Below are 22,749 nucleotides of genomic sequence, written 5' to 3' on the forward strand. Positions count from 1 at the left end.
ATGAATTTAGAGGTGAAATAGTAATGTTAAAAAAGAAAATTATATCAGTAGTATTAGCGTCAGTAACAGCACTAACAATATTTACTGGATGTAGCAAAAAGGATGAAGGGGTAAAGAGTTCTGAAGGTTTAGAAAAGGTAACTGTAATTTTAGATTGGACACCAAATACTAATCATACTGGATTATATGTTGCACAGGAAAAAGGATATTATAAAGAACTTGGCTTAGATGTTGAAATAATACAACCATCAGAAGGATCATCACTTCAACTTTTAGCTGCTGGTAAGGGAGATTTTGCAGTAAGTTATCAAGAAGATTTAACATATGCAAGAACATCAGATAGTCCACTTCCAGTTAAAGCTATAGCAGCAATAATTCAACATAATACATCAGGCTTTGCGTCTCCAAAAGAAAAGGGCATTGAAACAGTTAAGGATTTTGAAAATAAAGTTTATGGTGGATGGGGAAGTCCATCAGAACAAGCTATATTAAAGGCTGTAATGGAGAAAAATGGAGCAGATTTTAGTAAATTAAAAATTGTAGATGCGGGAACAGAGGATTTCTTTATTGCAACTAAGAATAATTTAGATTTTGAGTGGACATTTGAAGCTTGGACTAATACAGAAGCTAAGCTAAGAGGTTTTGATATAAACTATATACCAGCTAGAGATTTAGATCCAGCTTTAGATTATTACACACCAATTATTGCAGCAACTGAAGATACTGTTAATAACAAAAAAGATTTAGCTAAGAAGTTTATGGAGGCAACTACTAAGGGATATGAAGAGGCTATAGCAAATCCTGAAGAAAGTGCAAAGCTATTAGTAAGTAAAGTACCTGAAATTAGTGAAGAGCTTGCAATAGAAAGCCAAAAGTATCTTGCAGATAAATATATGGAAGATACTAAGATTTGGGGAGAAATGAAAGATAGCGTGTGGGATAACTATACAAAATTCTTATATGATAATAAATTAATCAATAAGGAAATGAAAGCAAGTGAGGCTTATACAAATGAGTTCTTATCAAAATAAAATTGTGTTAAAAAATGTATCTAAGTCCTTTGATGAAATGGAAATATTAAGAGATATTAATATAGATGTTAAAGAGGGAGAACTTATATCTATTCTAGGACCATCAGGTAGTGGTAAAAGTACAATATTTAATATTTTAACTAACATAATAAATAGTGATAGTGGAGAAGTAGAGGTAAATGGAAAATTAAGCTACATGTATCAAAAGGATATGATGGTACCTTGGAAAAAGGTTATAGATAATATAGGTATTCCACTTATATTTAAGGGAAATAGCAAAAAGAGCGCAAGAGAAGAAGTAAAAAAACATATAGATGAATTTGGGCTTAAGGGATTTGAATATAAATATCCATTGCAATTATCAGGTGGAATGAAGCAAAGAGCCAACTTTTTAAAAACTTATTTAACATCTAACGATATAATGCTTTTAGATGAACCATTTGGAGCATTAGATTCTATGACGAGAAGAAAGATGCAAAAATGGCTTTTAGATTTAACTAAAAAAATGAATTCAACTATATTATTTATAACTCATGATATAGAAGAAGCGATATTACTTTCTAACAGGATATATATAATATCAGAAAAACCTGCAAGTATAAAAGGTGAAATAAAAGTTAATTTACCTAAAGAGAGAAATGAAGATATAGTTACTAGTGATGAATTTGTAGCTATAAAAAAAGAAATATTAAAGCTTATGTAAAAAGAAAAAGATGCAGTATTATACTAATGTTATTAATTTAAAATTTTGTAACATTGATATGATACAGCATCTTTTTTTATTAGGTTATTAAAATACTCTAATTATATATAAAGAGTATTATCATCATTAATGTAGATATTAATGTAGATATTAATGTACATAGAAGAAATTTATGTTACAAATATTCTAAATTATTAAACGAAAAGAATTTTTGGAAAAAATTAAATGATATGGTAATATTATTATAAAGGTAAATTTAAAATCTATAAAAAGGGGGAGCTTGGTTTTAGAGCCAAGGAAGTATATGGGCAATAAGATTAGAATAGGTATTGTAGGTTATGGAAATATTGGTAAAGGTGTAGAATTAGCTTTAGAACAAAATCCAGATATTCAATTAGAGGCTATTTTTACAAGAAGAAATCCAAAGAAATTAGTAACTACTTCAAAGGTAGAACATATTTCAGAGATTGAAAGTTATAAGGGGAAAATAGATGTTATGATTCTTTGTGGGGGTTCTGCTACTGATTTACCAAGGCAAACACCTGAGATAGCAAAAATGTTTAATACAGTAGATAGTTTTGATACTCATGCAAAGATTCCAGAATATTTTAATGTCTTAGATAATGTAACTAAAAATGCTGGTACTATTTCACTTATATCAGTTGGTTGGGATCCAGGTTTATTTTCATTAAATCGTCTTCTAGGTCAGGTAGTACTTAAAAATGGAAAAGATTATACCTTTTGGGGTAAGGGTGTAAGTCAAGGACATTCAAATGCTATTAGGAGAGTTAAAGGTGTTAAGGATGGAGTTCAATATACTGTACCAATTGAAAGTACTATTGAAATGATTCGTACAGAAAATAATAAAGTTTTTTCAGCTAGAGAAAAGCATGAAAGAATTTGTTATGTTGTACCAGAAGATGATGCAGATTTAGATTATATTAAAAATGAAATTATAAATATGCCTGATTATTTTTCAGAGTATAACACAACAGTAAATTTTATAACTGAAGAAGAAATGAATAAAAATCATAAGGGTATGCCTCATGGGGGATTTGTTATTCGTACAGGGATTACAGGAGATGGTACAAAACAAAGAATGGAATTTAGTTTAAAGCTTGATAGTAATCCAGAGTTTACTTCTTGTGTGCTATTATCTTATGCAAGAGCTGTGTATAGATTACATAAAGAAGGGCAAACAGGAGCACGTACAGTGCTAGATATCCCATTTAGCTATTTATCTCCAAAATCAGGAGAAGAATTAAGAAGAGAATTGTTATAAAATTGGAGCATCTCTTTATAGCATAGATAGAGATATTTGGCATGATGTAGTAGAGAAAAATCCTATAACCAATTTATTAGCAGATGCCATTAGGAATGTATTTAATTGTGATATTGGTTTAATTAATAGTGGAATTATGAATAGTAGATGGATTAAAATATAAAGTAATGTAGTACTTTTTGTTTATTAAAATTCATATGCTTATATTTATTATAATGTGATAAATATTTTTATTAATGGTTTTGATGATTATTTTTGCTGCTTTGTAAGAGCAGCTTTTTTAATGCACATTTTAATATATTTTCCTTGAATATAGTCCATTAATGAACCAATAGCTTTAATTTAATATGATTTACATATAAAATTAAAACTTATTGATAATTCAAATAAATGTGAATATATAGATTTTAAGAATAGCATAACTACTATATACGGTATTTAAGGATAGAATAAATACTATATATGGTATAAAATTAAAAGTCAAGTCTTGAAAGTAAATTTTAAATTATGTAATATAGAGAAAGACAAAAAGTAAAGGATAGGTGAAGCATGTTGATAGTTGTTGGTGGTATGATAGGGCTTGGAAAAAGCTCTGTGGCTGAAATTTTAGGAGATCACTTTAAATCGGATGTATTTTATGAGAGTGTAGATGATAATCCGATTTTACCTTTGTTTTATAGTGAAAATGAAGAAGAAATCCAAAAGAAAAGATATCCATTTTTATTACAACTTTATTTTTTAAATACTAGATTTAAAAGTATAAAAGAAGCATTAGTACATAATAATAATGTTTTAGATAGATCAATTTATGAAGATTGGTACTTTGCTAAGAAAAATATGGAGCTTGGCAGAATTAACGACTTAGAAATGAAAATATATGAGGATCTTCTACATAACATGCTAGAAGAATTAGAGGAGCTTCCTAAGAAGGCTCCAGATGTGATGGTATATTTAAAAGGTTCTTTTGAAACAGTTTTAAATAGAATAGCATTAAGAGGTAGAGAATTTGAAATAGATGAAAGCTTAAAGGAATATTACCATTTCTTATGGAAAGATTATGATGCATGGGTAGAAAATTGTTATAATGCATCAGAAGTTTTAATAATAGATATGGATAATATGGATGTAGTGAATAATGAAGCTGATAAAGAAAAACTTATAGAGTTAGTAGAAGAAAAACTTAGAGAAGTTAGAACTTCTGAAGAAATTGCATAATATGAATTTAGATAAAAGATAGAGTAGTTTTTAATTACTTTATCTTTTAATTTATTAATATATGCATATATAAGTAATAGATAAAAATTTATTTAAAAACTTTATTAAGTAAATTTAATAGCTTAAAAGGGGATCGCTTTAGAATAATAATATGAAAGTATAAAAGGAAGTCGCGAAACGCGACGTCCTTTTATAAAAATAATCAATTAAATTTTTCAGTAAATAGCTTTCTTGGATAGTCTATTTTTATGTTAGAATTGTATTAGTTTGCGATTATATAAAGAGAATAGTTTTTAATAGGATTAATAGTAAGTTTAATGAGGAGGAAATTAATAATGAATTTTTTATATATTTATATATTGAAATCATTATTAAAGTGTTTATGAGAAATCTAAATGAAATAGAGAAAAGAATAAGCAAAGAGAGTTACGAAGTTATAAATAATGAAATATCTAGAGATTTATTAATGTATCTAACAGAGAATATTTTAGAGAATTATAAAGCTTTTGATAAGGGACATGGTGTAAATCATATAGCAACTGTAGTAGATTCATCAATTAAATTGTCAAAATATTTCCCGGTAAATAAAAACATGGTATTAACTATTGCAATATATCATGATTTAGGTATGACTATAGATAGAAAAACTCATCAAATACATTCAAGAGATATGCTTATAAATGATGTTAACCTAAGAAATTGGTTTAATAAAGAAGAACTTACATTAATGAGCGAAGCATGTGAGGATCATAGGGCATCAAACGATTATGAGCCAAGAAGTATATATGGATATATAGTTTCAGATGCTGATAGAACAACAGATATATATAATATGATAGAAAGATGTTATAATTTTTCAAAAAAGAATTATAGTGATTTAAATGAAGAAGAGACATATAAAAGAGTTTATTCACATTTGGTAGAAAAATATGGCGAAGGTGGATATGCTAAATTTTATTTGGAAGAAAGTAAAGAAGTAATAATGAAACCTTACATAGAAGCACAAGAAATTTTGAAAAAAGAAGAGGATTTCAAAGATTATTATAATAAAATAGTATTAGATTAGAAATTTTATGAAAATATGAATATTTTAGAGATAATTTTAAGAAATTAACGTAGGTTTAATCCTACGTTTTTTTTAATACATTTTCATTTTAAAAAAATAGGAGTATTATATAATGATTAAATGTAATAGATAGACTAGGAGATGAACGATATGAAGATAAAAAAAGAGTGGGCTATACTGCTTACAGTATTACCTATGACTTTTATGACTACTCTTGATAGTAGTATAGTAAACGTAGCGCTACCAACAATGGCTAGAGATCTTGGGACGACAATGGCTGGTATTGAATGGGTTGTTACAAGTTATTTAATAACTATATGTGCAACTATTCTTTTATTTGGTAGACTTGGAGATATAATTGGAAAAAGTAAAGTATTTAAAATTGGAATAGGAGTTTTTACTCTAGGTTCACTTCTTTGTGGATTATCAAATAGCCTTATAATGCTTATTATATCTAGAATAATTCAAGCAATAGGGGCAGCGGCAGCAATGGCAACTAATCAAGGAATAATTACAGAAACATTTCCTCCGACAGAAAGAGGAAGAGCTCTTGGAATGACAGGAACAGCCGTAGCTTTAGGAACTATGGTAGGACCAACATTAGGTGGACTTATAGTATCAGTAGCACCTTGGGAATACATATTTTTAATAAATATACCTATAGGAATTTTAGTTTATATTGGTGTAGTAAAAGTATTAAACTTTGAAAAAGTTAAAGAAAAAGTTCCATTCGATATAAAAGGAACTATTTTATTCATGCTTGCAGTAATATTATTATTTACATCTATAAACTTTGGTCAAAGTTTAGGATATACTAACCCTATGATTATAGGAGTTCTTATACTTTCTTTAATATTATTGTTAATGTTTATAAAGATAGAGCAAAAGATACAAAGCCCTATGTTAGATATAAGTATATTTAAAAATAAGTTATTTTCATTAAGTATATTTTGTGGATTTACATCTTTTGTAGCCATAGGTGCAATAAATATAATTTTACCATTTTATTATCAAGATGTATTAAAGCTTAGTCCAAGTGCAGCAGGATTTATGATGACAGTTTCACCAATAATATTAGCTATTGTAGCTCCTATAAGTGGACATCTTTCAGATAAAATTGGAAGTGAAAAAATATCTGCTTTAGGGTTAAGTATTTTAACAATAGGTGTATTTTGTTTGACTATATTTACAGAATTCACATCACTTATAGTTGTTGCAATATTTGTAGGATTATTATCTTTTGGAAGTGGAATTTTCCAATCACCAAATAATTCATTGATAATGTCAACAGTAGACAAAAATAAGCTTGGTATTGCTGGAAGTATAAATGGATTAGTAAGAAATTTAGGAACAACAACTGGAATAGCTCTTTCAACAAGCCTCTTATATAGTAGAATGAGTAGTAAAATTGGATATAAAGTTACAGGATATATAGAAGGAAGAGCAGATGCTTTTATATATGGTATGAGATTTGTATTCGTTGGAATTGGATGTATTTGTTTAGTTGGAGCTATTTTAACATTACTTAGAGTTATAAATAAAAAATCGAAGTCATTAAGTTAATTGAATTTATAAACATAGTAGAAAGGTATAGAATTGAAAAAGTATTCTATACCTTTTTGAATATAAAAGTATTAAAATTTAGAAAAGGTTGTTTGCGAACGAGATAATGTTACTGCAATATGGTATTATAGTAATTATTTGTAAATATATTTGGTATAGATATTAAAATAATATTTTGAATATACCAGTGTTCTATAAAAATAACTAATAAATTTGGGGAAACAATACTAATATGAATTTTTATAGTATAAAAAGGGGGAAAAATGAAAATTAATCTTTTGAAAGACAAAAACTTTTCACTTCTAATGTTTGGAAAAATAACATCTTTAATTGGGTCATATATGCAAAGTTTTGCATTATCACTATTTGTATTAAACACTACGGGATCAGCATCTAAATTTGCATCTATACTTTCTGTTGCTTTAATTCCAGAGCTAATATTATCACCATTTGCTGGAGTAATAGTTGATTGGTTTGATAGAAAGAAAATTTTAATTATTTTAGATTTAGTTAGTGGAGCAGTAGTAACAATTTTCGCTATCATGTATTTTATTACAGGGGAAATGCCATTAAGTTATATTTATATTTTAGTAATAACACTTTCTTTAATTTCTACTATAGATAATCCAACTCTTCAGACAATAATTCCTACCATAACAAAAAAGGAAGATTTAGTAGAAGCTAATGCGTTGAATTCACTCATAATGTCTATTGGAAATGTAGTATCACCTGCTATTGCTGCAGTAGTTTATGGAGGTTTTGGATTAGAGGCTGTTTTTATAGTAAATTCAATTTCATTTTTGATTTCAGCGATTTCAGAAATCTTTTTAGTTATTCCTAAAAATATTAAGGAAAAAGGTAAGCTTTCTTTAAAGAGCTTTACTAGAGAATTTAAAGAAGGAATAGGCTTTATTAAAAAAAGAAAAGATATTATAAATATAATTAGTTTAGCAATGATTTTAAATTTTTCTTTTGGTGCTTTTACTATAGGAAGTATTTATATCAGTAAAAGTATCCTTAAAGTTTCAGATTTTCAATACGGGATAGTAGATTCTATTGGAGTAATAGGAATGATAGTTGCAACTTTTTTTGTAGGATGGCTTTCTAAAAAGAATTCTGTTGGAAAGAACATTTACAGCAGTTTGATGATATCGTCCATAGCTTTATCAGGATATGCTGTTGTAGCTTTTGATTCTTTAGTTTCAATAAGTGGTAGTAAAATATATTTATATTTATTAATGTTAATAGTAACTTTTACTATATGTTTATTTATAGCACTTGCAAATACATTTTTAAATACAAATTTTCAATATATTGTTCCATTAGATTTTATGGGAAGGGTATCGACAGTTATGGGAACTGGCTGTATGATTGCAATGCCATTAAGTAATATGATGTATGGATACCTTTTTGATAAAATAAGTGTGCCAATTATATTTTTAATTTCATCTGGAATAATGATATTAGCAGTGCTTTCATATAAAAGAAAATTGATTGCTATAACAATGGAAGAAGAAAAAGCAAAGTTAGTTGATATCGAGGAAATATAAAATTAAATGAGAATATAAAATGAAATGAGAATATAAAATGAAAAATACTAATAATTTTACTTAAAACTAAAATTATTAGTATTTTTTTCTATAATATGTATTGTTGTTAAGAAAATTTATAAATGATAAAATTTTATTGTATAAACTAAATAAGCAAATTTATTTGCTTATTTTTTGGTTTATAATGGGATATTTTGATATAAATACAATTTTAACAATTATATTTTGATGAGGGGGATTTGAGATGATAGATAAAAATAATGATATGTATTTAGCTTGGCTTAGTCATAGAGAAATTAAAAATTCTAATTATAAGGAATATTTAAAATGTATATTTGTAGATTACAAATCAAGTGATATTATAAAAAATTCTTTATTAGAGTTAGAAAAAGCATTAAAGCATGCTTATGATGAAAAGGTAACTCAAAGTTTATATGTAAATAAAAATGATATACAAGCTAGTAAGTATATAAAACTAGAAATTAAAAATATTAATACATTAAGAAAAAATGGCTATGAAATTAAACAAAACTTTTTAGAAGATAAGAGCTTTGTAAGTGTTTCATCACAAGATGAAAGTGGAATTTTATATGGAGTTTTTCATTTATTAAGACTATTAGAACAAAATATTGAAATTACTGAAGATCCTATAATAGAAAATACAGAAAATGAACTAAGGCTTATAAACCAATGGGATAATATAGACGGAACAGTTGAAAGAGGCTTTGCTGGTAGCTCTATATTTTATGAAAGTGTAAGAAATAAAAATAAAATGAAGGAAATAATGAAGGTTATAGGTATACCTGCAAGCAGTGATTTAATAAGAGAAGCATTTAATGATGAATATAAACTTGCAGATGATTTAGATAGAATTAATGATTATGCTAGGGTTTTAGCATCTATAGGTGTTAATGGAATAGTTATAAATAATACTAATGTTCATAAAGAGGAAACTTATTTTATTGATAATAAAATAGATATGGTAAAAACAATTAATGATATTATGAGTAAATGGGGAATAAAAATATATCTTAGTATAAATTTTGCAGCTCCTATAACTTTGAAAGAGCTAGATACAGCAGACCCATTAGATGCAAAAGTAATAAAATGGTGGGAAGAAAGAGTTAAATTGGTTTATAATAATATACCTAACTTGGGCGGGTTTATGGTGAAAGCTGATTCAGAAGGAAGACCAGGACCTTTTACTTATGGAAGAAATCATGCAGATGGTGCAAATATGTTAGCAAAAGCTTTAAAACCATATGGAGGAATATTAATATGGAGATGCTTTGTTTATAATTGCAAACAGGATTGGCGCGATTATTCAACAGATAGAGCTAAAGCAGCCTTTGAATGTTTTAGTCCACTTGATGGAGAATTTTTAGATAATGTATATTTACAAATTAAAAATGGTCCTATGGATTTTCAAGTAAGAGAGCCTATTTCCCCTTTATTTGGAGGAATGGATAATACAAATAAAATATTAGAGCTTCAAATAACTCAAGAATATACAGGACAACAAAAAGATGTATGCTTTCTAATTCCATGGTGGAAGGAAATTTTAGATTTTAAAATTTATTCAAGTAGTGATGATTCAAGTGTTAAAGAAAGAATTAAAGGGATAGCAGCAATATCTAATATTGGAAATGACTTGAATTGGACTGGAAATTTTTTAGCCCAAGCTAATCTTTATGGATATGGAAGATTAATATGGAATAGCAAAATAACTAGCGAAGAAATAGTAGATGAATGGATTAAGCTTACTTTTGGAAATAATGACATAGTATTGAGCAACCTTAAATTTATATTACTAAATTCATGGAAAAGCTATGAAAATTATACATCACCTCTAGGAGTTGGATGGATGGTTTCACCAGGGCATCATTATGGACCTGATATTGATGGATACGAATATTCTCCATGGGGAACATATAATAGAGCAGATTGTAATGGGATAGGAATAGATAGAACGATAAAAAGTGGAACAAGATATATAGAACAATATAAATCACCATTAAAAGAAATATATGAAGATATAAATAGATGTCCAGATGAATTATTATTATTTTTCCATAATGTTAAATATACTCATATATTGAAAAGTGGAAAAACAGTAATTCAGCATATATATGATTCACATTTCGAAGGATATGATTTAGTAGAAAAATTTATAGATAAATTAGATGAAATAAAGGAGCTTATAAATGAAGATATATATAGGCATCTTAAAGTGAAGCTTAATGAACAATTAGAAAATGCTAGAGAATGGAGGGATAGAGTTAATACTTATTTTTATAGAATGTCAGGAATAAGCGATGATGAAAATGGAAAAATATATTAATCTATAATTTGTGGTATTTTTTACTATAATTTAGGAGGTTGTTATTTAAAGTGTAAATGTTAAAATTTAATTAATAGATTTAAATCTTAAAAATAATTGTATGCATGCAATGTAAACGAAAACAATGTGAGGGGATTTGAATAATGAGAACAAAAAAGTTATTAAGTTTGGTTTTAACTTCAATGGTAGCTTTAAGTATTTTTACTGGATGTTCTAGTAAAGGATCAGATGAAAATTCAAATGTTAATAAGGATGGAATCAAGGAATTTAGTGCTTTTTATGCAGTAGCAGGTAAAGAAGTTCCTGACAATAGACTTAAAAAAGCTATAGCAGAAAAAATAGGAGCTAAAATTACTGAAACATGGCTTACAGGTCAAACCGCAAAGGAAAGAATAGGTGTAATGATAGCTGGTGGAGATTATCCAGATTTCCTTGATGGTGGAGATGGAACACAAGCTTTAGTTGATGCAGGTGCTTTAATAGCTCTAGATGAATATATAGATAAATATCCTAATATAAAAAATCTATGGTCAGAAAGTGACTGGGATAAAGTAAGAAAAGAAGATGGACATATTTATTATATACCTCAATTTGGTAATATAAAAGGAAAGGATATGCAAACTAAGCACAATGATGAAGCCTTCTGGATTCAAAAAGCAGTGCTAAAGTGGGCTAATTATCCTACAATTAAGACTGTTGATGAGTATTTTGATTTAATTGAAAAATATAAAGCAGCAAATCCAGAAATAAATGGACAACCTACTATTGGATTTGAAATATTATCAGACGACTGGAGATATTTCTGTTTAGAAAATCCACCTCTATTCTTAGCAGGATATCCTAATGATGGTAAAGCTGCTATAGATCCAAAACCTGGTGATGGTACATCTATAGATGTAAACAAAATAACTGTAAAGAGTTATGATACTTTACCAGAAGCAAAAAAATATTTTGAAAAGCTTAATGAAATGTTTAATAAAGGAATAATAGATCCAGAAACATTTACATCATCTTATGACCAATATGTTTCTAAACTTTCAACAGGTAGAGTTTTAGGAATGGTAGATCAAGGATGGCAATTCCTAACTGCTGAAGCATCATTAGTACAACAAGGATTAGACGAAAGAACTTATGTACCTCTAGGATTAACTTTAGATCCAAACGTAACATCTAATTACAGAAATAGATCAGCAATAAATGCTGGTGGAGGACTTGGAATATCAGTAAATTGTAAAGATGTTGAAGGTGCTTTACAAGTAGTTAATGATTTACTAAGTGATGAAGTAATGATATTAAGATACTGGGGAGAAAAAGATGTAGATTATAAGGTTGGAGATGACGGCTTATTCTACAGAACAGAAGAACAAAGAAATAATAATAGAAATCAAGACTGGGTTAATGAAAATCTATGCATGTACACATATATGCCACAATTTAAAGGATTATTAGAGGATGGAAAAAATTCAGTAATACCAAGCGAACAACCAAAAGAATTCTATGATAGCTTAAAACCAGTAGATAAAGAAATATTAGATGCTTATAAATTTACAAAGTTTACAGACTTTATGCCAGAACCTGCTGAAAAGAATCAACCTTGGTTCCCAATTTACTCCTTTGCAGGTACTTTAACAGCAGAAACACCTGCTGGAATAGCAATGCAAAAAATGGATGAAATAAAGAAACAATGGCTTCCAAAGGTAGTTATGAGTGGCGGAAGTGATTTTGAATCAACTTGGAATGAATATCAAACTACTTTAACAACTCAAGCTGATGTAAAAGCTTATGAAGAAGCTTTACTTAAAGAAGCTAAGAGAAGAGCAGAATTATTTAATAAATAAAAAATAGGGGAAGTATAAAAGCTTCCCCCTTATTTGAAATTAAGAAAATTAAGAAGGAGAGTTTTGGGATGCAATTAGAACTTAATAAGCCAACTTTAAAAGTAGAAAAAAAACCTAACAAAAATTTATGGAATACAATAAAGAAACAGAAAAGTCTAGTTTTAATGTCAATTCCATTTATAATATATGTATTTATTTTTTGCTATGCTCCTCTTGTAGGATGGGTAATGGCATTTCAAAATTTTAAGCCTGCAAAAGGCCTTTTTAATCAAGTATGGGTGGGATTAGATCAATTTAAATTTTTATTTGCAGACCCTACTTTTTTAAAAGTAATTAGAAATACTTTGGCTATGAGCTTAATAAATTTAACTTTAAGTTTTGTTTGCTCAATAGGATTTGCATTATTATTAAATGAAGTAAAAAATATGTTATCTAAAAAATTTGTACAAACAGTATCATATTTACCACATTTCTTATCATGGATAATAGTAACAGGAATTGTTGCTGAAGTTTTATCACCTGAAACAGGAATAATTAATCAATTATTAGTTTGGTTTAATGTACTAGAAAAGCCTATAAATTTCTTTGCAGAAACTAAATATTTCTGGGGAATAGTAGGTGCAGCTAATGTATGGAAGGAAGTAGGTTGGGGAAGTATAATTTACTTAGCTGCTATAACTTCTATAAATCCAGACTTGTATGAAGCTGCAGAAATAGATGGAGCAGGAAGATTTCAAAAGATGTTACATGTAACCTTACCAGGAATAAAGCCTACGATTTTTATATTATTATTGATAAATATAGGAAATATACTAAATGCTGGATTTGAAGTTCAATACTTATTAGGAAATGGCTTAATACAAGAAGTATCACAAACTATAGATATTTTTGTGCTTAAATATGGAATAAGCCTCGGAAATTATTCTTTGGCAACAGCAGCTGGTATATTTAAAAGTGTAATAAGTATAGTCTTAATATTCTTAGCTAATAAGTTTGCAAAATCAATGGGCGAAGAAAGATTATTCTAAGGGGGAGGACATATGTTAAATATAAATTTAAAGAGAAAAAGTAAGAGTGATATAGTTTTTAATGTGATTTTATTCATATTTATGGCTTTATTTGTAGTAATAACTTTATACCCAATATTAAATACTCTAGCCATATCTTTTAATGATGGAATAGACTCAGTAAGAGGTGGTGTATATCTATGGCCTAGAATGTTTACACTAAAAAATTATCAAACTGTCTTTAGAAATAACAACTTAATGCAAGCAGCTTTCATTTCAGTTTCAAGAACAGTAATTGCAACTGTTGTACAAGTATTTTTAACAGCTATGTTAGCTTATGTTTTAAGCAGAAAGGATTTTGTATTTAAAAAGCAAATATCATTTATTTATGTATTAACTATGTATGTTAATGGTGGAATGATTCCAAATTATATTTTAATTAAAGAATTAGGATTATTAAATAACTTTTTAGTTTATATTTTACCTGGACTTGTTAGTGCTTTTAATATGATAGTAATTAGAACATATATAAACGGATTACCTGAAAGTTTAATAGAATCAGCAAAAATTGATGGAGCTGGAGAACTTAGAATTTTTATGCAAATAATACTTCCATTATGTAAACCAGTTCTTGCAACAGTAGCTTTATTTATAGCAGTAGGTCAATGGAATTCTTGGTTTGATGCTATGTTATATGCATCTGGAAATCCTAAACTTACAACCTTGCAATATGAATTAATGAAACTTTTATCATCATCAACCCAACAAGGTGGAGCTGGAACAGCTGAAATGGTGAAAAATGCAGGTAATTTAGTAACACCAAAATCTCTTCGTGCTGCAATAACAATTGTTACAGCCTTTCCAATAGTATGTTTATATCCATTTTTACAAAAATACTTTGTATCTGGTTTAACTATTGGAGGTGTAAAGGAATAATGAATATTAAAAATGAATATACAAATTTATTTTTACAGTATGGATATTCTTTAACTGATATAGAAAAAAGATTAGATGATATTTACGAAACTATTTTTTATGATGAAGAAGAGAAATTTTATCATATTCTAGATGAGAATACAGCTTGTTTTATTGATACTGGAAATAATGATGCAAGAACAGAAGGCATGTCCTATGCTATGATGATGTGTGTTCAAAGAGATATGAAAAAAGAATTTGATTCATTATGGAATTTTTCTAAAAAATATATGTACCTTGAAGAAGGTATCAATGCAGGGTACTTTGCATGGTCAGTAAGTCCAGAAGGAATTAAATATTCAGATGGACCAGCTCCCGATGGAGAAGAATATTTTGCAATGGCATTATTTTTTGCTTCTCATAGATGGGGAGATGGCGAAGGAATATATAATTACTCAAAGGAAGCAAAAGATTTATTATATACTTGTATTCATAAAGGTGAAAATAATGATGGATATCCTATGTGGGAGCCAAAAAATAAATTAATAAAATTCGTTCCAGGGTGTAATTTTACAGATCCATCATATCACTTACCTCATTTTTATGAATTATTTTCCCTTTGGTGTTATGAAGAAGATAAAGAGTTTTGGCAGGAAGCTGCAAAGAATAGTAGAGAGTATTTGAAAAAAGCATGCCATCCTGTTACTGGTTTAGCACCAGAATATGCTCATTATAATGGTGAGCCATTTAGAAGAGATAATAGAGAAAGATATTATAGTGATGCATATAGGGTTGCTGCTAATTTAGGTCTAGATTATGAATGGTTTAAAGCATCAGAGTGGGAAAGTGATTGTGCTGATAATATCCAAAGATTCTTTTGTGAAACAGTAAAAGGAAAAGAAGATTTAATATATGAAATAGATGGAACAATCATAAATGAAAAAGCACTTCATCCAGTTGCTATTATTGCAACAAATGCAATGGCATCTTTAGCAAGTAAAGGTAAATATAAAAAAGAATGTGTAGATAAGTTTTGGAATACTCCATTAAGAAATGGAGAAAGAAGATATTATGATAATTGTTTATATTTATTTGCCTTTTTAGCTTTAAGTGGAAATTATAAAATTTGGTGATAAATAAAAGTGAGGTTATGAAATGAGCACATTAATGAAAAATCCAATACTAAAAGGATTTTATCCAGATCCATCAATATGCGTAGTTGGAGAGGATTTTTATCTTGTTAATTCTACTTTTGCTTATTTCCCTGGAGTTCCAATTTTTCATAGCAAGGATTTAGTCAATTGGAATCAAATAGGTAATGTACTTGATAGAAATTCGCAAGTAAACTTAAATAATATAGAGCATTCACAAGGAATTTATGCTCCTACAATACGTTATAACAAAGGGACATATTATTTAATAACAACTAATGTTACTCGTGGAGGAAATTTTATTGTAACTTCTCAAAATCCAAGTGGTCCATGGTCAGATCCACATATAATTGAGGGGGCAGAGGGAATTGATCCGAGTTTATTTTTTGATGAAGATGGAAGAGCCTATTATATTGGAACTAGACCTAATAGAGACGGTGTAAAATACAATGGTGACTGGTATATATGGATTCAAGAAATAGATTTAATAAATATGAAGTTAGTTGGAGAAAGCCACGACGTGTGGAATGGGGCAATGAAAAATGTTATCTGGCCTGAAGGACCGCACTTATATAAAAAAGATGGATATTATTATTTAATGATAGCAGAAGGTGGAACAGGTCCAGATCATTGTATTACTATTGCAAGAAGTAAATTTATCTATGGAGAATATGAAAATAACCCTAGAAACCCAATAATTACTCATAGGCATTTAGGAAAAGATTATCCTATTAAACATGTTGGACATGGAGATTTAGTAAAAACAAAAGATGATGAATGGTTTATTGTAATGCTTGCTAGTAGACAAGTTGATGGGCACTGTAATATAGGAAGAGAAACATTTTTGGCTAAAGTAGATTGGGAAGATGGGTGGCCAATTATTAATAAAGGAAAAGGTATACTACAATTAGAGCAAGAAATTCCAACAAATGAATTTAAAATAGAAGATAAAGAAAAGTGTTATCATTTTTATGGAGATAAGTTAGATCATAGATTTTTATTTTTAAGAAATCCAAGCAATAATTTATATTCTTTAACAGAACGAAAAGGTGCATTAAGACTATACTTAAAAGAAGAAAGTCTAAATGATTTAGGAAATCTGGCATATATAGGAGTAAGACAAGAAGAGTATAAGTTTTTAGCATCAACAATGATTGAATTTGAACCTAAAAATGAACATGAAAGTGCAGGGTTAGCAATAATTCAAAGTAATAATTATAATTTGAGGTTTGAGTATTCTATAGTAAATAAAGATAAAGTACTTAGAATCATTGCACTTAAAGATGGGAAAGAAGAAGTAGCTAAGCAAGTTTTTTTAGACAGTGAGAATGTGTTTCTTAAAATCATTGGTAGAGACCTAAAATTAGATTTTTATTATAGCAACGATGGCATTAAATATTATTTATTAGAAGAAGGCTTTGATATTAGATATTTAAGTACAGAAGTAGCAGGTGGGTTCGTTGGGTGTACTATAGGTATGTTTGCTACAAGTAATGGAATTAAAAGCGAAAATTATGCTGATTTTTTATGGTTTGAATATAATAATATTTAATTATGAAAGGATATATAGATATGAATGATATTAGATTATCTAGCATATTGAGCGATGGAATGGTTCTTCAGCGTGGAGATAAAACTAAAGTTTGTGGGAAAGCAGAGAAAAATATAAAAATAAAAATAGAGTTTTTAAATGAAATATATGAAACAATTTCAGATAATGAGGGAAATTGGTCAGTTTTATTAGGGCATTTGGAAGCTGGCGGCCCTTATAATATGACGATAAGAGGAAATGAAGAATTAATAATTAAAGATATTTTAATTGGAGATGTCTGGTTATGTAGTGGACAATCTAATATGGAATTGCAAATAGAAAGAATATTAGAACTATATGAAGATGAAATATTGGAATATTCTAATAGTAATATAAGACAATTCTTTGCAAGTAAGAATTATAATTTTGAAGGACCACAAGAGGATTTAGAATATGGTTCTTGGAAAACTTTAAATCAAGAAACAGCACTAGAGTTTAGTGCTGTTGGATATTTTTTTGCAAAAGAATTATATGAAAGATACAAAGTACCTATAGGTTTAATTGCAACAGCGATTGGTGGAACTCCAATAGAATCGTGGATTAGTGAAGAAAGCTTAAAAAATTTAAATAGATTTGATGAAATAATTTCAAATTGCAAAAATAAACAGTATGTATTAAGTAAGCAAAAAGATGATGATGAGAGAATTAATGCGTGGTACAAGGATTTAGATTTAAATGATAATGGATTAATAGATAAATGGTATTCAAAAGATATGAATGATTCATTATGGGAAGAGTTTGTTATTCCAGGTATGTGGAGAGATACCTCTTTAGATAAAGTAAATGGAGCAGTTTGGTTTAGAAAAGAATTCTTTTTACCTAAGCATTTAAGCAATTGTGATTCTAAACTATATCTAGGAACTATCATAGATAGTGATCAAGTATATATAAATGGAGTATTAGTTGGTAGAACAGAGTACAGATATCCTCCTAGAAAATATTTAATAAATAATGAAGTGCTTAAAGAAGGAAAAAATGTTATATCCATAAGAGCCATAAGCAATACAGGTATAGGAGGTTTTATAAAAGATAAACCTTATAAACTAGTATTTGATCATGAAGAAATTGACTTATCTGGTGGATGGAAATATAAAATAGGATGTGAAATGAATAGTATTTCTGATAGAACTCATTTTGAATATATGCCTATAGGATTATATAATTCGATTATTCATCCTTTAAAGAATTATGCAATAGCTGGTGCAATATGGTACCAAGGAGAGTCAAATACAGGGTATCCAGATGATTATGAAGAGTTATTTGAAATACTAGTTAAAGAATGGAGAAATAATTGGAATATAGGTGATTTCTCATTTTTATATGTGCAACTTGCAAATTATTCTGAGCCGTCGGATGTTGGAAAACACGATGATTGGGCAAGGTTAAGAGAAGCACAAAGAAGATCCCTAAAAATAAAAAATACTGGAATGGCTGTTTCAATAGATATTGGAGAAAATAATGAGCTACATCCATTTAATAAAAAAGAAGTAGCTAGAAGATTAGCATTATTAGCAATTAACAAATTATATGGGGAAGATATAGTATGTAATGGCCCTTTATATAAGGAAAAAAAGTTAAATGGAAATAAAATAAATATATATTTTAATAATGATGGAAGTCAGTTATTAAATTTAAAGGGTGATTTGAAGAACTTTGAAATATGTGGAGAAGATAAAAGATATTACAAAGCAAATGCTGATATAAAAGGAGATTATATAGAGGTTTGGAGTAAAGCGGTGTATGAACCTAAAGATGTAAGATATGCATGGGAAAATGGGCCGGATAATGTAAATCTATATAATAAAGATGGATTACCAGCATCACCATTTACTACAGAAAATAACTATTAATTATTTATTTATATTATAATAGTATTAAGAAATATTTACTTATAAATTTTTGCAATGGTAAAGGGTACGGGGATGAAAGTTAAAAACTTTTTTAATTATTGTAGTATAAAATCTAAGTTATTAATTATATATATTTTTTGTGTATTAATTCCTGTTATTATTACTAATAGTTTAATGTTATATACAGTTAGGAATAATGAAGAGAAGGAGCAGAAAATTAATATTGATCATGTAATCGATAGAGTAACTTATAATTTAAATGGTGTTATAGCAGAATGTATGATGCTTAGTAATCATATAAATTCGGATGAAGATTTAAATACTATAATATCAACTGAATATAAGTTACCAGTCGATTACTATGATAAATATTTTGATCTTTTAAGAAATACGGCAATAAAGGATTATTATAATCCTCAACATATATATAGAATTAATATTTATGTTGAAAATGATAGTATCATTAATAGTGCAAATATTTTTAAACTTTCATCAGAAGTAAAAAATAAAGAATGGTACAAACAGTATAGAAATAATAATGAAAGTACAACTATTACAGTTGAATATGATGCAGATAGAAAATTATTTGCAGATAATAGCCCCTGTAGAAATATAAGTGTTGTAAGAAAGTTAGATTATTTCAAAGATGGAAGAGAAAAAATAGTAAAAATAGATATAAATTATGATGCTTTACTAGGTAATATATTAAACGAGCAAATGAATGAAGGTTTATATATAGTAAATAATGATTTAATACTATTATCTAATAAAGGAATATATTCTCCAAAAGAAGATTTCAAAAAAATGGGTATAATAAATGCAAGTGATATTTTAGTACATGAAAAATTAAAATTAAGTGAATCAAAAAATGATTGGAAAATAATTTTTACTGAAGAAGATGAATCTATATTCATAAACTTAAAAGATTCAGGAAAATTATTTATTAGCTTAATTATATTTAATTTAGTATTGCCAACTATAATAATCAGTTTAATATCAAAATCATTAGGAAATAGAGTTAAATTGATAAATACTTATTTAGGTAAAGTGAAAAATGAAGAGTTTTACGTAATAGATAGTGTTGAAGGAAACGATGAAATTGGAAGCTTAATAAAAAGTTATAACTTAATGGTTTTGAAAATTAAGGAGTTAATTGAAGTAGTTTTTAAAGAAGATGCGGAGAAAAAGATTCTACAATTAGCTAAAAAGCAAGCTGAACTTAATGCATTGCAAAGTCAAATTAATCCTCATTTTATGTTTAATACTTTAGAAACGATAAGAATGAGAAGCCTTATAAAAAAGGAAGATGAAACTGCAGAGATAATTGAGAAGCTTTCTATGCTTCTTAGAAGAACGATAAATTGGGGTAATGATAATATTACAATTGAAGAAGAAATGATGTTTGTTAATAACTATATTGACATTCAAAGATATAGATTTGGAGAAAAGTTATCCTATAATTGCTATATTATGGAGGATTGTAAGAAATATAAAATACCAAAGTTATCATTATTAACATTTGTTGAGAATTCATGTGTTCATGGAATAGAGAGAATATCTTATAATGCAGGTGTTAGTGTTTCTATTTTTAAAGACGAGAAATATCTATACATGGAAATTTCTGATACTGGCGAGGGAATGTCTGAAGATTTATTACAAAGAATAAGAAAACGTATAGAAGAATTTAAATTTGATTTATTAAGTGAAGAAAAGAGTATAGGTATTTTTAATGCATATATGAGAATGAAAATGTACTTTAATAATAACATGTATTTTGAGATAGAGAGTGCAGAGCAAGAAGGAACAGATATTACAATAAAGATATCTATGGAGGAATTTTGAAGAGGAGAGAAAATTTATGATTAAAACTTTAATAGTAGATGATGAACCATTTATAAGGCAAGGGCTACGGGTTTTAATTGATTGGTCAAAATATGGATATGAAGTTGTAGATGAATCTGAAAATGGATTAAATGCTATAGAAAAAATAAAAGAAAAAGAAATAGATTTAGTAATTACAGATATAAAGATGCCTAAAATGGACGGGCTTGAACTTATAGAGTATGTCTCTAAAAATATAAAGAGAGAAATAAATTTTATAGTTTTAAGTGGATTTTGCGAGTTTGAATATGCTAGAAAAGCAATAAAATATAATGTAGAGGATTATATTTTAAAGCCAATACAAAGAGACGAGCTTATAAATTCTTTAGGGAAGATAAGGGAAAGATATGTTAGGATACTTCTTGAAAAAGAAGAAAAAGAAAATAATGAAAAGCTTATTTATGATAAATATATAAGTGAGTTAATTGCAGGAAGATATGATAAGAATAGTTTGAATTATATAAAGAAAAGATTTAATCCTCGAAGTGAGCTTAGATATATAAATATAGAAGTTAACTATAATTATGGTAAGTATTTAAACATTTCACATGAAGAAAAGAGACTTGGACAACATAACTTATATAAAAGAGTTAAAGAGTGGCTAGGTAAGGATTGTTATAATGTTATATTTGATGTAACGAATGAAAAGGATTGTTATGATATTGGATTAATTTATGAGAATAGATTATCGAGAGAAAAATGTATTACTGAGAAAGAATATATAGCAGAGTTTATAAATTATATAAAAGACAGGTATAAGTACGATTTTTTCATTTATATAGGACAAAAGGTTAAAAATATTGAAGAACTTGAAATATCATATAAATCATCCATTATAGCAAAAATGTTATCTAATTTTTCAATGGATAATAAAATATTATATTATGATGATGTGATGAATAATCCGAAAACGTATACTATTGAAAAAAGATACATGGATGATTTAATTAAAGCAATTGAAGAAAACGATACAGAAGAAATTATGAGTTGCATAGATAAGTTTTACAATAGTTTTAAAAATCATTTTATAGACTTAGAGATGATAACAATTAATATTAATTATTTATTATTTAACCTTATAAATATAGCAAAAAACATTGATGAAAATGTTGATCAAGAAAAGATAGTTCAATATATAAGTCTAGGAGTATTTAAGGAAAATATGAGTAGGGGAAGTGCTAAGCACTTAAAGAAGTTTTCATTAGAATTTTCGAATTATTTAGTTCAACTTAGACAAAGTAATTCTCAAGGAATATTAGATCATATAAATAAGGAAATATCAGAGCATTATATGGAAAAGTTAAGCTTAAAATCATTAGGCGAAAAATATTATATTAACAGTGCGTATTTAGGACAAGTATTTAAAAAGCAATATAACATGTCATTTAAGGATTATTTAAATTCATATAGAGTTGATGTAGCAGAAGAGCTATTAATAAATAGTAATGAGAAGATATATAAAATTGCAGAACAAGTAGGATATAACAATACAGATTATTTTATAAATAAATTTGTACAATTGAAAGGAAAGACCCCATTACAGTATAGAAAAAAGAATAAAGCTTAAATAATAGTTACTAAGAAAATTTAGTTGGAAATTAAAATTTCACTTTAAAGGAATTATATTAAATAATAGGAGATCTGGTATGAATAAAGGTAATAGAATTACTCATAAAGAGGCCTTAGAAAAAGCAAAAGAATTAGTATCAAAAATGACATTACAAGAAAAGGCATCACAATTAACATATAATGCAGCACCAATAGA

At 27.6% G+C, this 22,749-nt stretch carries 16 protein-coding genes; all 16 read left to right on the plus strand.

The genetic code is table 11. The features are described 5' to 3' along the window. Window positions 1-23: 23 nt before the first annotated feature. Window positions 24-1,031, plus strand: a complete 1,008-nt coding sequence (locus I2A75_RS04970) for an ABC transporter substrate-binding protein (RefSeq protein ID WP_195263365.1) — start codon at window positions 24-26, stop codon at window positions 1,029-1,031. Then, complete coding sequence (locus I2A75_RS04975) at window positions 1,012-1,734, plus strand: ABC transporter ATP-binding protein (RefSeq protein ID WP_195263366.1); 723 nt, start codon at window positions 1,012-1,014, stop codon at window positions 1,732-1,734. The genes I2A75_RS04970 and I2A75_RS04975 overlap by 20 nt, the downstream gene beginning before the upstream one ends. Window positions 1,735-2,038: 304 nt before the next feature. Further along, window positions 2,039-3,016 carry a diaminopimelate dehydrogenase gene (locus I2A75_RS04980; protein ID WP_195263367.1) on the plus strand — a complete coding sequence of 326 codons (978 nt, stop codon included), beginning with the start codon at window positions 2,039-2,041 and terminating at the stop codon, window positions 3,014-3,016. A 549-nt stretch (window positions 3,017-3,565) separates the two neighbouring features. Then, window positions 3,566-4,231, plus strand: a complete 666-nt coding sequence (locus I2A75_RS04985; protein WP_195263368.1) for a deoxynucleoside kinase — start codon at window positions 3,566-3,568, stop codon at window positions 4,229-4,231. 382 nt (window positions 4,232-4,613) lie between these two features. After that, a complete protein-coding gene (locus I2A75_RS04990; RefSeq protein WP_195263369.1) occupies window positions 4,614-5,297 on the plus strand; it encodes an HD domain-containing protein in 684 nt (227 codons plus the stop codon). A 150-nt stretch (window positions 5,298-5,447) separates the two neighbouring features. After that, window positions 5,448-6,860 (plus strand): MFS transporter, encoded by a 1,413-nt coding sequence (locus I2A75_RS04995; protein WP_195263370.1) that lies wholly within the window; start codon window positions 5,448-5,450, stop codon window positions 6,858-6,860. A 263-nt stretch (window positions 6,861-7,123) separates the two neighbouring features. Beyond that, window positions 7,124-8,410 carry an MFS transporter gene (locus tag I2A75_RS05000; protein WP_195263371.1) on the plus strand — a complete coding sequence of 429 codons (1,287 nt, stop codon included), beginning with the start codon at window positions 7,124-7,126 and terminating at the stop codon, window positions 8,408-8,410. A gap of 244 nt (window positions 8,411-8,654) precedes the next feature. Further along, on the plus strand, window positions 8,655-10,751 hold the full coding sequence (locus I2A75_RS05005) for an alpha-glucuronidase family glycosyl hydrolase (protein WP_195263372.1): 2,097 nt from the start codon (window positions 8,655-8,657) through the stop codon (window positions 10,749-10,751). 143 nt (window positions 10,752-10,894) lie between these two features. Next, window positions 10,895-12,589, plus strand: a complete 1,695-nt coding sequence (locus I2A75_RS05010; RefSeq protein WP_207733759.1) for a sugar ABC transporter substrate-binding protein — start codon at window positions 10,895-10,897, stop codon at window positions 12,587-12,589. A gap of 68 nt (window positions 12,590-12,657) precedes the next feature. Further along, window positions 12,658-13,617, plus strand: a complete 960-nt coding sequence (locus I2A75_RS05015; RefSeq protein WP_195263373.1) for an ABC transporter permease subunit — start codon at window positions 12,658-12,660, stop codon at window positions 13,615-13,617. Between the two features lie 12 nt (window positions 13,618-13,629). Further along, entirely contained in the window at window positions 13,630-14,532 is a 903-nt protein-coding gene (locus I2A75_RS05020; RefSeq protein WP_195263374.1) for a carbohydrate ABC transporter permease, read from the plus strand. After that, entirely contained in the window at window positions 14,532-15,644 is a 1,113-nt protein-coding gene (locus I2A75_RS05025) for a glycosyl hydrolase family 8 (RefSeq protein ID WP_195263375.1), read from the plus strand. Before I2A75_RS05020 ends, I2A75_RS05025 begins: the two co-directional genes overlap by 1 nt. Before the next feature lie 22 nt (window positions 15,645-15,666). Continuing rightward, window positions 15,667-17,214, plus strand: a complete 1,548-nt coding sequence (locus I2A75_RS05030; RefSeq protein ID WP_207733760.1) for a glycoside hydrolase family 43 protein — start codon at window positions 15,667-15,669, stop codon at window positions 17,212-17,214. A gap of 20 nt (window positions 17,215-17,234) precedes the next feature. Then, a complete protein-coding gene (locus I2A75_RS05035; RefSeq protein ID WP_195263376.1) occupies window positions 17,235-19,103 on the plus strand; it encodes a sialate O-acetylesterase in 1,869 nt (622 codons plus the stop codon). Window positions 19,104-19,175: 72 nt separating this feature from the next. After that, window positions 19,176-20,945: a histidine kinase gene (locus I2A75_RS05040; protein ID WP_195263377.1), complete on the plus strand. Its 1,770-nt coding sequence runs from the start codon at window positions 19,176-19,178 to the stop codon at window positions 20,943-20,945. Window positions 20,946-20,961: 16 nt separating this feature from the next. Continuing rightward, complete coding sequence (locus tag I2A75_RS05045; RefSeq protein WP_195263378.1) at window positions 20,962-22,551, plus strand: response regulator; 1,590 nt, start codon at window positions 20,962-20,964, stop codon at window positions 22,549-22,551. The last annotated feature ends 198 nt before the right edge of the window (window positions 22,552-22,749 follow it).

The organism is Clostridium sp. 1001275B_160808_H3, from assembly GCF_015550425.1.
Taxonomy (GTDB): domain Bacteria; phylum Bacillota; class Clostridia; order Clostridiales; family Clostridiaceae; genus Clostridium.